Annotated in this window: 11 protein-coding genes; 8 read left to right on the plus strand and 3 right to left on the minus strand. The window is 65.2% G+C overall.

What is annotated here, in order from left to right:
- Positions 1 to 417 precede the first annotated feature (417 nt).
- The 5 genes from J9611_RS10720 to J9611_RS10740 all read left to right on the plus strand — a co-directional run bounded on the left by J9611_RS10720 (position 418) and on the right by J9611_RS10740 (position 2,744).
- Positions 418 to 1,089: a helicase associated domain-containing protein gene (locus tag J9611_RS10720; RefSeq protein WP_211880037.1), complete on the plus strand. Its 672-nt coding sequence runs from the start codon at positions 418 to 420 to the stop codon at positions 1,087 to 1,089.
- A 205-nt stretch (positions 1,090 to 1,294) separates the two neighbouring features.
- Positions 1,295 to 1,627 carry a hypothetical protein gene (locus J9611_RS10725; protein WP_211880039.1) on the plus strand — a complete coding sequence of 111 codons (333 nt, stop codon included), beginning with the start codon at positions 1,295 to 1,297 and terminating at the stop codon, positions 1,625 to 1,627.
- The gene (locus tag J9611_RS10730) at positions 1,608 to 1,934 is read left to right on the plus strand and encodes a hypothetical protein (protein ID WP_307857076.1); all 327 of its coding nucleotides are present in this window, start codon (positions 1,608 to 1,610) and stop codon (positions 1,932 to 1,934) included. Before J9611_RS10725 ends, J9611_RS10730 begins: the two co-directional genes overlap by 20 nt.
- Positions 1,931 to 2,311 (plus strand): hypothetical protein, encoded by a 381-nt coding sequence (locus J9611_RS10735; RefSeq protein ID WP_211880041.1) that lies wholly within the window; start codon positions 1,931 to 1,933, stop codon positions 2,309 to 2,311. The genes J9611_RS10730 and J9611_RS10735 overlap by 4 nt, the downstream gene beginning before the upstream one ends.
- Before the next feature lie 124 nt (positions 2,312 to 2,435).
- Entirely contained in the window at positions 2,436 to 2,744 is a 309-nt protein-coding gene (locus J9611_RS10740) for a hypothetical protein (RefSeq protein ID WP_211880043.1), read from the plus strand.
- Positions 2,745 to 2,807: 63 nt separating this feature from the next.
- Here the strand turns inward: J9611_RS10740 and J9611_RS10745 are convergent, their stop codons facing one another.
- Complete coding sequence (locus tag J9611_RS10745) at positions 2,808 to 3,905, minus strand: coiled-coil domain-containing protein (protein ID WP_211880045.1); 1,098 nt, start codon at positions 3,903 to 3,905, stop codon at positions 2,808 to 2,810.
- 370 nt (positions 3,906 to 4,275) lie between these two features.
- Between J9611_RS10745 and J9611_RS10750 the strand changes: the two genes are divergently transcribed.
- The 3 genes from J9611_RS10750 (at position 4,276) to J9611_RS10760 (ending at position 7,958) form a co-directional block, all read left to right on the plus strand.
- Positions 4,276 to 4,929, plus strand: coding sequence for a hypothetical protein (locus J9611_RS10750; RefSeq protein WP_211880047.1), 654 nt, complete (start codon positions 4,276 to 4,278; stop codon positions 4,927 to 4,929).
- 1,821 nt (positions 4,930 to 6,750) lie between these two features.
- Positions 6,751 to 7,410 carry a ParA family protein gene (locus J9611_RS10755; RefSeq protein WP_211880049.1) on the plus strand — a complete coding sequence of 220 codons (660 nt, stop codon included), beginning with the start codon at positions 6,751 to 6,753 and terminating at the stop codon, positions 7,408 to 7,410.
- A 5-nt stretch (positions 7,411 to 7,415) separates the two neighbouring features.
- The gene (locus tag J9611_RS10760) at positions 7,416 to 7,958 is read left to right on the plus strand and encodes a hypothetical protein (RefSeq protein ID WP_211880052.1); all 543 of its coding nucleotides are present in this window, start codon (positions 7,416 to 7,418) and stop codon (positions 7,956 to 7,958) included.
- A gap of 490 nt (positions 7,959 to 8,448) precedes the next feature.
- Here the strand turns inward: J9611_RS10760 and J9611_RS10765 are convergent, their stop codons facing one another.
- On the minus strand, positions 8,449 to 10,266 hold the full coding sequence (locus J9611_RS10765) for a helix-turn-helix domain-containing protein (protein WP_211880054.1): 1,818 nt from the start codon (positions 10,264 to 10,266) through the stop codon (positions 8,449 to 8,451).
- Positions 10,267 to 10,460: 194 nt separating this feature from the next.
- Positions 10,461 to 10,694: a hypothetical protein gene (locus J9611_RS10770; RefSeq protein ID WP_211880056.1), complete on the minus strand. Its 234-nt coding sequence runs from the start codon at positions 10,692 to 10,694 to the stop codon at positions 10,461 to 10,463.
- Positions 10,695 to 11,125 lie beyond the last annotated feature (431 nt).

Genomic DNA, 11,125 nt, shown 5'->3' on the forward strand with positions numbered 1-11,125 from the left:
GCAGAGGAATCCGGTGGGCGGGGAGCGGTGGGTGACCGGCCAGCTTCCCCTCTTTCCCCGTTGTTTTTTGGTTGCTGGCGGAGCTTGCGGAGCTGTGGCCGGCGGAGGCCTGTCCACCCGCAGGGCAAGGGTTGTGCAATCTGCGCAGGGAATAAGCGACGAAGGAGCGCCGGAGCCGATTGTGCGCACCCGCAGGCCCCGACGAAGGAGGGGCTGGACGGGCCGGAGCGGACACGTATGATCCGGAGGACAGCAACCAAAAAACGTCGTGGACAAACAGGGCCGGGGCCGGCGGAGCCCTGCGACAGAGGCACCGGGCCCCACAGCCGGCCGCGCAGCGGACGCCCGAAGGCTTTGTCTCTGGACCGGCCGTGTCCCCCCACATTGCGGGGCACCGGTGGCAGGATGGGGTCCATCATGGACAGGCGGTTGCGGCGCGCTCCGGACGCGGAATGGGTGCTGATGTACCGGCTCGGACTGGGCCGGGCCCGCATCGCTGCCCTCGTACGGGTCCCGCCCGCGGCCGTCGGCTACCACCTGGGCATCGCCCGCCGCCGGGACCCCGGGCTCGAGGCCGAACACCAGGCCGCCGCCGGCACCGCAAAAAGCCCCGGCCCCTCCCCCAGAAACCTTGCCCGCATGGGCCTTGCCCGCATGGAAGAGGTCATCGCCTGGGCCTCGGCCCGGGGCCGGCTGCCCGAGGGCCGTTCCGGCGACCGGGGCGAACGGTCCATGGCGCGGTGGCTGTCCGCACGCCGGCGCGAAGCAGCCGCCGGCACCCTGGATCCGGCCTACAGTGACGGGCTGGTCCGGGTGCCCGGGTGGCTGGAGAACCGCAGGGAAGCCGCGGACGAAGCCCGCTGGCACCACCGGCTCGCCCGGCTCGTCGCCTTCCGGCAGGAAGGCAACGACTGGCCCCGCCACCATCACTGTGACTCGGACCTGGAACACGAGCTGGGGGTCTGGATCCACGTCCAGCGGGACAAACGCCGCCGCGGAAAACTCGACCCCGTCAAGGCCAAGCTGCTGGATGACGCGGTTCCCGGATGGCGGGCCGGCAGGACCCGGGGCCGCCCTCCCCGGCAGTGACGCAGCGGTTGGTTGTGCCCGCTGTGGGCAGGCGGAGCCCCGCGCAGCTCAAGGCTGTCCACACCGGGTGCAACCGGCTGTAATGTCGGTCCCTGCCTGCAGAGTGGTCCACGGCGGCCTTCGGGCCGCTTTTTACGGCCCACTTATCCGAATACATCTTCTAGGCTGGAAATATTAACCCGAATACCTGTTCTAGACTGATGCTATGAACCCGGAGCAGGCAGCCCGGTTGCAGGCCTGCTATGCCCGGCGTGCCGGCCCGATCGGGCTCACCGTGGAGGAGCTGGACTTCGGGCACTACCCGGCGAACAACGGGTTCCCCGGGATCCCGGTGAAGGCGTGGATCCGGTTCCCGGACTGCGCCGAACTGGTCGACGGGGAGGTCTACGCCTGGACGGCCAGGGCGGTCGAAGTGACGTGGAAGGACGGGCCCATGACCTACCGGACCTGGGTGTGGAGTTCGGCGGTCACCCGCCGCGACGACATGATGACAAGGAACTTAGGAGAACGCTCTACCCGTGACAGCAACAGCACGTGAAGTAACCCTGGACGTCCCCGTCGAGCTGCGGTTCACGGCCGCCGGCTCTCCCCTGGCCGTCCGCCACGACGGACGGATCTGGGCCGTGGCCGCCGATCCGGTGCACTGGTTCGACCGGGACGCCTGGTGGGAGACCCGGGGCACGGCGGCCGTGGGCAGCGGGGACCTGGTGAGCGTCGAATACTGGCGCATCCAGGTCCGCCCCGGTTCCTCGAACTCCGCGCTGCGGACCTTCACGCTGCGCCGGGACCCGCTGGCCACCCGGTGGCTCCTGGAGTCCATCAGCGACGGCGGCCCGGCACGGTGACACTGAGCCCCCGGCCGGTCAGCGATTCAATCTGGGAAGGGATCAGGGCGGAATTCACGCTGCCGGCCCTGGAGCAGGTGCGCCGCCGCCTCGCCGAACTGATGGAAGACCCCGAACCGGTCATGCAGCAGCTCGTCCGTGTCTTCATCGGCGCCGGGACCTTCTGCCCCGGATTCCAGTTCCTCCCCGGCGGCCGGCTCCACCCGACGGTGATGATGCTTTTCCAGCGGGCGCTGGAGCTGCAGATCCCGCACAACTGCTTCACCGCCTGGATGGTCACCCCATCACACCTTCTCACCGGTTCCCGTCCCGTTGACCTGCTCAAGAGCAGCCCCGCTCCCTTGCTGCGCGCCCTGGAATCCTTCGGCCGCGGATAGACCTGCCCTTGACCGGACCGGTTACCTGCGGGGCGTTGGCCCATGGGACTCATGGACGACAATCCGGACCTGGCAGCCCTGAGCCTGACGCGGCCCGCCAAAGAGTCCGAAGGACCCGGCGGCCTTGACGGGCGCCTGCACGACTACCTGGGCGGACTGGAACACCGCAACGGCACAACCTGCCATCACCCCCGCCCGGGTCGCGGCCATCACCCCCGCCCGGGTCCATGTCAAAGCCCTGGACGATCCTGCCAAGACCGCCGGCGCAGACGCTGCGGCCCTGCTCGACGCCGCCGGGGCAGAGGCACTGGAAGGCCTGTGGACGCCGGCGGGCAAGGGGTGTTCGGGTGTTCTTCAGGGCGGCGCCGTGCGGCTCATGGCCCGCCGGGTACCGGGCGGGCAGGGTGCGGTGATGGAACGTATCTCCGGATAAGACCGCTGAAGGTTCCCCCGGGCGGGCGCGCGTACGTCGCCGGGGTTATAGGCAGGGCGGGCGTTATGGGCCGGCGGGGTGCGGGTCTTCTCCGTCTGCCTTGGTTTGCGGGCGCGGGGTCCGGCGTTCCCTGGCCGCCGGCTGGCGGGCTTGGGCCAGTTCGTCGCGGAGTTGCTCGACCTGGCGGCCGTAGGTGTCGTGGAGGTCCTTGACGCGCTGCTCGGCGTGGACGTGTTCACGCTCGACGTCGGCCCGGGCCGCCTCACGTTCGGCGGTCAGCGTTGCCACGGTGCCGCGCAGCTCGGCCGCCGCCTCACGGGTGCGCTCCAGGTCGGTCCGGGCACCCTCGAGCTGGCCCCGCAGCTCCCCGGCCGCGGCCTCGGCCCGGCCGGCGCGCGCCTCTTCCGCGTCGGCGCGGCTTTCGGCCGCGGCCGCACGCTGCTCTGCCCCGGCACGGGCCCGCCCCTCCGCCTCGGCCTGTCCGGCGACGGCGTCACGTTCCTGCTCGGCCGCTCTGAGCTGCGCGCGTGCGGTGTCGAGGGCGGCCCGCAGCGCTGTGGCTTGGGCCTGGGCCTGCTCCCGGTCGGCGGCGGCCGCGGCGCGGTTCTGGGCGAGGTCTGCAGCAAGCTGCTCAGCCCGGTCGTGCGCGGCGGCCAGCTCGGCCTGGACGCCCGCGAGGTCCCCCGTCAGTTCCTCGTTCTTCCGGGTGGCTTCCTCGGCCGCGGCGTCTGCCTCGGCCTTGTCGGCCTCGGCCCGGCGCTGGGCCTGCTCGGCACGGGTGGCGCGCGCGTTCGCGCCGGCGACCTGCTCGGCGGCCTCGCTGGCCGCCGCCTCGATCTGCGCCTCGGTTGCCTCGGGGTCCCCCACCGTGCGCAGCTCCTCGAGAAGCGCCGTCAGCTGCTGCCCGAGGTGCTCCATCATCCCGGCCACCTGCCCGGTGATCTCGCTTGCCCGCTGGCGCGCGGAATCCACGGGGCGGGTGTCGGCGGCACGGGCGGTGTCCTCGGTGAGTTTCTGCCGCGCCCGCCAGGCGGAGGCCCGGTTGTGCGTCGGGTCCTCACAGTACTCCGGCGGCCGGCCGGCGCCGGCCTCCGAGGCCATCGCGGGGCGCCGGCACCCCGGGTACCGGCAGGTGCGTTCTTCAACCAGGTTCTCGCTCATCCTGAAACTATATCGTTTTTCGTTATGCAACGGAATACTAAACATAACGAAATACAAAACGTTACCGAATACGGAAAACGCAAATATTTTGGTTCCGGAGACCCGCCGTGTCCCGCCGGGGGTGGGAAGGCAGGAGGGGCTGCACCGGGGACGGACGGACACGGCGGGCCCCTGACCGAAGAATGTGGGCTGATGTACCGGCGCGGGCTGAGCCGGGGCCGGATCGCGGACCTAGTCCGGGCACCGGCCCGGACCGTGGCCTATCAACTCACCGCCGCTCGTGCCCGGGACCCGGGGGCTAAAAGACAAGCACGCCGCGGCCGCCGGAAATCCCGGTTCCGCCACGGTCACGCCCGGTGGCCGTGAGCGCATGGACCAGCTCATCGCGATGGTCCGGTCCCAGGGCCGGTACCCTTCCTCGAGATCCCCGGACCCCGCGGAACGGACGCTGGCGGCCCGGCTGGGCCGCCGGCACCGCGAGGCCGCCCACGGAACCCTGGCCCCGGCGTTCCGGGACGGCCTGGCCTCCCTTCCCGACTGGCAGGAGCCCGCCCCGGCCACCGCCGTCCAGGCCCGCTGGCAGCGCCGGCTGGCGGAACTGGCCGCGTACCGGGCCGCGGGGAACGACTGGCCACGGCACAAGAACACCGGCACCGGCACCGGCACCGGGCTGGAGCATACCCTCGGGGTGCCGTTGCCTTACCAGCGGATTAATCTACGGTGCGACGCCATGGATGCAGCAAAAGTGCAGGCATTGGACGCCGCGCTGCCTGGCTGGCGGACCGGCCGGACCCCAGGCAAAAAACGCGCCAGTTGGACAGCCGGGGACCTGGACATTCCGAAGCGTGGCCGTGCTGGTCCCCACGTCGGCCATCCAACCGGACCGGTCAACCATCCCCCACCCGCGAAGGCGGGGAACCCTGTCGCCGACACGCTGAGTGCCGCTCCAAAGCTTCGCTGGGCCTGGCTGTTTCGGTGGTGCCTGAGTCGTGCCCCTTATGGGCAGGTGGAGCCCGGAGGTTGAGCTCACGGCTGTCCCCAGGGGGTGCAAGCTCAGCACCCTCGCTCCCCCGTGCCCAGGTCTCGGCCACCGCATCCGCCGCAGCGCCGGGACTCGAAGGCAGGCCGGACCGGGGGGACAGGTGCGGTGGCTGGGCTGAGCTGCGCCGGACCTCCTACAGCGCGATGACGTCAAAGCGGGAAACCACAGCCGCAATGCAGGCCACGGCAGGTCAGTCCCACTTGGACAAACCGTCCGGGCCGGCAACCGCGCCGCTTCGGAACCACGGAAGTCTGCCACTCTGTCACACCGTGAGTCCGTTACTACGGAGCATCCGGACTCCGTCAGTCTGGGAGTCTGTGAGCCCACCGCAATGTTGCCGACCAGACAACCCATACAACCCGGTCCGGCAGCCTCGCCGCTTCGGAAACTACGGAACTACGGAACTACGGAACTCTGTCACTCTGTCGTACCCCGAGTCCGTGAGTCCGTTACTACCGAACATCCAGACTCCGTCAGTCTGGGAGTCAGGGAGTCTGTGAGCCCACCGCAATGTTGCCGACCAGACATCCCATACAACCCGGTCCGGCAGCCTCGCCGCTTCGGAAACTACGGAACTACGGAACTACGCAACTCTGTCACTCTGTCGTACCCCGAGTCCGTGAGTCCGTTACTACCGAACATCCAGACTCCGTCAGTCTGGGAGTCAGGGAGTCTGTGAGCCCACCGCAATGTGCCGACCAGACATCCCATACAACCCGGTCCGGCAGCCTCGCCGCTTCGGAAACTACGGAACTACGGAACTACGCAACTCTGTCACTCTGTCGTACCCCGAGTCCGTGAGTCCGTTACTACCGAACATCCAGACTCCGTCAGTCTGGGAGTCAGGGAGTCTGTGAGCCCACCGCAATGTGCCGACCAGACATCCCATACAACCCGGTCCGGCAGCCTCGCCGCTTCGGAAACTACGGAACTACGGAACTACGCAACTCTGTGACTCTGTCACACCGTGAGTCCGTTACTACCGAACATCCAGACTCCGTCAGTCTGGGAGTCAGGGAGTCTGTGAGCCCACCGCAATGTGCCGACCAGGCATCCCATACAACCGGTCCCGCAGCCTCGCCGCTACGGAACTACGGAACTACGGAACTCTGTGACTCTGTCACACCGTGAGTCCGTTACTACCGAACATCCAGACTCCGTCAGTCTGTGAGTCAGGGAGTCTGTGAGCCCACCGCAATGTTGCCCGACCAGACATCCCATACAACCAGTCCGGCAGCCTTGCCGCTGCGGAAAGTACGGAAGTCTGCCACTCTGTCACGCCGCCAGTCCGTAACCCTGTTACCTCTGCACGCAGAAGCCTGTCAGCCACCGACGCCGACTCCACTGCAAGGTTGCCCGACCAAGCACTCCGGAGGTCCGTGCTGCGCAACCAGAGAGATGCAGATTGGGTGTTTCAGCGCGCATTTCTTCACCAGCACCTCGCTGGGAGTCTGTGACTAACAGAGTTCGGTAGTCCGGGAGTCATGGCAAGGAGTCGATTGGGCATCCATCCGGAGGACGCATGTGCGGAGCCCGGAAAAGAGGGGAAACTGGGCCATTTACCTCATGCCGTAGTAACAGACTTACAGAGACACGAAGTCACGGACTCTGTGCATCTACGGCGATTCTTCCCGCCATTAGGGGGGCGCAGCTGGTATTTTTGGCGTAGCGCTTGCCGGCGACTGGATACAGATATTCTCTAACCTTCATCAAGCCGACCCCTTTTCATGGTCGTCCAGCTTTGCTGAAGTCCTTACCTGCCGCCGGTCCGAGTGCTATCGAAACCAACAGAAAGAAGCACTCATGAGGGTCGTAGCTGTCGTCAACCAAAAAGGCGGCGCAGGGAAAACCACCACGGTGATGAACCTTGCCGCCGTTGCTGCGCAGAGTTCGAAAGTGCTCGTGGTCGACGCAGACCCGCAAGGATCAGTCACCATGTGGGCCACGAATGCAGAGGAACTCCCGGAAAAGGAACAACTTCAGTTCGATGTAGCGACCGAAACAGACCCCGAAGCGCTCAAGCAAATGCGCGACCTCGACTACGACACGGTCTTCGTCGATACCCCGGGTAACTTGGAAAATACCAAGGTGCTCCAGGCAATCGTTGGCCAGTGCGACTTCATCGTGATGCCCACAGAGGCAACCCCGTTGGCCCTCCTGCCCTTGGTTTATACGTTCGAGAAGATCGTCCAGCCCTTCGGCCTGGACTACAGAGTTGTAATCACAAAGGCCGATTCACGTTCCCCGCAAGATGCGCTAGACGCCCAGGAGATGCTGCGGGAGCAAGGGATCCTTGTATGCAACTCACTTGTCCGCGCCTACAAAGCTCATGAGCGGGCGCCAATGTACGGGACAGTAGTCACGTCCTACGAAAAAACACGGAATTCCGAGAAAGCAACCATGGATTACAAGGACGTCGCCCTGGAGCTGTTTAGTCTCTGGGCCAACACAGGGAAGGGCTGACCTCGATGGCGCTCAAAGGTGGATTCAAGAACTTTGCTAACCAAACGCGGGAGATCAAGGAAGCCCCTCCGATCGATTTGGGCGCCGACGCCCCTGCCCTGCACATAGTCCACGAAGCGGTAGCTCTGCATGGGGACACGAAGTCGCAGCCAACAACGCCGATGGCCGCGACTGTGCCAGCTGCCGAGCTTGCACGGGGAGAGACAGATGGGGGAGCGGAACCTGCGGCTGCTTCCAAGCTTGAGAAAGCGCGCGAGAACCCCGCAGCCCCCAGGACCGGATCTGAGGCCAGCGAGCCCGCAGTTTCAAACCACACCCATTACACGCAACTGGTTCGCAAGGAACTTCGGCTGCACGCCGACCAGGCAGACGAGCTGACCGTGCTGGCTTCCAAGGTCCAGCGCTCCCGTAAGGAGAAGGGCGAGCGGATTACTGATAACACCTTGATCCGTGTGGCTGTTGATCTGCTGCTCCAGCGCCAGAAAGAGCTCGTCGGTTCCACAGAAGATGAACTCCGGGTTGCCCTGGGCCTAGCGCCGCGCGCCTGAATTGTTGGTATGAAGCCCCGGTCCCGGTTCATGCAACTGCCAGCCTTTGCCGTACCTCGTCGCGGACAAGTGGGGGAGTAGTGAGCTCACGGATTCGGAAACTGACAGAGTTACGAATAACAATTGCCTGTTAGTAACAGAGTGCCGGACTAACAGAGTTAACTACGGTCTATTCCTCCTGCTCACGCGAAGGAAAGGTCTTAGAGGGCCTACTCATCCGGCGGGGCCTCGGAGTCCTCACCTGGGATGCCCCTCACCGGGAGGGGGAATTCAGCGACGGTATTATCGTTCCTCGACAGCCGTTCTTTCTATAAATCCGCTCAATGCGGCAGCGGTACCGGCCAGGCTTTACCGTACCTTGCCACAGAGGACTGGGGGAGTAGTGGACTTGTGAACTCACAGAGTCCGAAACTGCCAGAGTTAGGGAAATTAATATCCGTCAGTAACAGAGTGCCGGACTAACAGAGTTAATGCTGAATGCTCATTCTTCTCACGTAAAGGCAATGTCCGCGAGGGCCCACTCATCCGGTGGGCCCTCGAAAGCCTCCCAGGGATAGTCCTCGCCGGGGGAGAGGAGTTCGGCGACGGTGTTGACGTTCCTGGACAGCCATTCCTTCCACAGGATCCGCTCGATCCGGTATTTGTGCAGCTGTGCCGCGACGGCTTCCATGACGCCGAAGTGCTCGGCGAGTTCCTTCAGTGAGGTCGTGGCCACCACTGACCAGGCCCGTGTCCTGTCCCGGGTCACCATGTTCCAGGCAGCCAGCACCTCCAGGCTTTCACTGACTGCGGTGCGGGAGAGCCTCGTCAGGTGCACAAGTTCGGTGGTAGTCAGCCCGGGGGAGTGCTCCAGTGCTTCGTAGACGAAGGCCGCCGGCAGGCCAAGTTCCCTGAACACCGGCCGCAGGGCGTGGATTTTCCCCTTGCGCCACGTCAGATCTTCTGCAGCGGTTTTCACCCCTTCGGGCACGGTCAGCATATAGAGATCCCCTTTCGTTCCCCGGCCGGCCTCGACCAGGGTCACCAGCGGATCATTCTCGGCACGCAGAGCGCGCAGGTGTGCACCGACCGTTGTGTGGTCCAGGCCTGTCGCCACCGCAATGGACCGGTCGCCGAATTCAATGAACCGGGACCCCGTTTTGTGGGCTGCCTCCCCGAGCGCCCGCAAAACCATCCTCCGGGCCAGCCCTGTCCTGGACTCTGCGTACTCGTATTCCTTCAGCCTGAGCGCGTTTCTCCAGGTCCGGATGAACCGGTGTTCGGCGTGAGGATTTGACGAGATCGGATTCCCTTGGATACCGGGGGGCTGTGTATTTGGCTGGCTTGTGGGGGATATACGGGCATTGTTCTTTCCTGCCCTGAATCCGGGGTTTTGGCGCAGGTAGTCGACCGCCTTGGCCCAGTCCCGCCTGAGGGCCGGAATGCGGTGGCGGGAGGCGTAGCGGGAGTAGAAGGACGCCAGTCCGGGCCAGGTTCCCTGCAGCATCCGGCGTTCCACATCGGTCAGCTCCAGGCCGGCGGCGGCAGCCCCGGTGAGGATTGCCTGGCGTGCCTCCGACTCGGAGGCATACCGGTTGGCGTCGTAGAGTCCGGTCAGGGCCATCTGCGCCATGGCCCGGGACATCCGCCCGGTGGGCCGGAGTCCTTCCGGTGCTTCGGCGGTCGAGGGCGTGGGCGTGGGCGTGTAGGACTGTTCCAGGCGCAGGGCCCGGACGGCGGCGATCTCCCCGGCCAGGTCAGCGTTCATGGCGGCCCACACTCCGGCGCTGTTGGGCCGGCGGGCAATGTCGTAGGCCATGTTCAGGCTCATCGCCAGTTCCTGGTGACCGCCGTGCTTGTGCGGGGAACCGGGTGTGCGCATGCACCCGTGCAGAAGGTTCTGGTGCGGGGTCTTGTCCAGGCTCCGGTGGCGGTTGCCCAGAGCCTCGACGAGATCACGCGCTTCAGAGAAGGTGACCCGCTTCTCCAGCGGGACGTAGACGTGACGGCCGCCGTTGGGGGAGTAGTCCTCGATCCACCGGGCCCCGCAGTGGTGCAGCCAGGTCTGGACGGCCCTCACATCGGCTTCCACCCGGTCAACACCGGCAACAGAGGAGTCAAAGTCCAGGAAGATCGCCGCGCAGGTGCCGTCCTTTCCGAAGATCCGGACCGCCGCCGGAAAGGAGGGAAGTGCGCCAGTCAGGGTTCGCTCGTGTTTTTGCGGGTACGTCTTTCCGGCGTCCCGGGATAGGCGGACCCGGGGCTGACCGGCAAGAAGCGGCGCCAAGGCAGCCCACGCCTCGGCTGCACAGCCTGATGCACGCGGCACGCCCGGACTCTGTGAGTCTGTGCATGCGCGCACCTTGTGGGGTACGATGATGCTATTCCTTTCGAGGGATAGGAAAAGGCCCGGACCGTAAGGCCCGAGTTGATTCTCAAGGGACTCTCTACCCGGTCGCCGGCAAGCAAAAAGGGTAGTGAGTCAAGTGCTTAGAAGGCCCGCCTCGTGCGGGCCTTCGTCATTTAAGAGGCAATGCGGCCAATCGGCAGCTCCTCCTGGTATTTGTGGACATGACGGTTCAGATCGACCTGGAGTTGCTTGGCGACAACGGAGGCCACGTAGTCCGTGATCGTGACGCCTTCTGCTTCTGCTACCTGCGCGACCTGATCGGCCATCTCGGCAGGCACACGAAAGCCGATGTACTTGCGGAGACCCTTGCTCGGGCGTCCGCCTCCCCGATGTGCAACAGCAGTCATGTGTCATGTCCTTTGAATCTCGTACAGACTGATTTCATCTGTAGTGGCTTCAGTGCTGTAGATCGCTCTTGGTCCTCAACAGGTTTTAGTTACTGTTTTCGGCTGCTCTGAACGTAGCACCCAACGGTTCCCAAGCAGTGGATTTGTTTACTGTAACTACCCGGCGTGTCGCCTTCGTTACATTGGCACGTCTTCGAGCCGTAAGACGACACATGATTCGCCCTTCAAAACCTTGGGCCAAGACTGCCGCCGCGGCGGGCCACGGCCGATGGGCAACCAGCTGTGGCCCGTTGATGTTTTGGATCATGCGCCCCCAGTTTGCGCCCCGTGCGGTGCTGCCCTCGGGGCCGCTGATGAGCGCTCCTTGCATGAGGCCCATGACACTCGGGGTTCGATCCATCGGTGATCCCTCCTCCTTCTATCCATGACAG

Source organism: Pseudarthrobacter albicanus, from assembly GCF_018224015.1.
Classification (GTDB): Bacteria; Actinomycetota; Actinomycetes; order Actinomycetales; family Micrococcaceae; genus Arthrobacter; species Arthrobacter albicanus.

Excerpts from the sequence above, each read along its gene's own strand:
- J9611_RS10720 (WP_211880037.1), top strand. The coding sequence starts at position 418 with ATGGACAGGCGGTTGCGGCGCGCTCCGGACGCGGAATGGGTGCTGATG.
- J9611_RS10725 (WP_211880039.1), top strand. The coding sequence starts at position 1,295 with ATGAACCCGGAGCAGGCAGCCCGGTTGCAGGCCTGCTATGCCCGGCGT.
- J9611_RS10745 (WP_211880045.1), bottom strand. The coding sequence starts at position 3,905 with ATGAGCGAGAACCTGGTTGAAGAACGCACCTGCCGGTACCCGGGGTGC.
- J9611_RS10750 (WP_211880047.1), top strand. The coding sequence starts at position 4,276 with ATGGACCAGCTCATCGCGATGGTCCGGTCCCAGGGCCGGTACCCTTCC.
- J9611_RS10755 (WP_211880049.1), top strand. The coding sequence starts at position 6,751 with ATGAGGGTCGTAGCTGTCGTCAACCAAAAAGGCGGCGCAGGGAAAACC.
- J9611_RS10760 (WP_211880052.1), top strand. The coding sequence starts at position 7,416 with ATGGCGCTCAAAGGTGGATTCAAGAACTTTGCTAACCAAACGCGGGAG.
- J9611_RS10770 (WP_211880056.1), bottom strand. The coding sequence starts at position 10,694 with ATGACTGCTGTTGCACATCGGGGAGGCGGACGCCCGAGCAAGGGTCTC.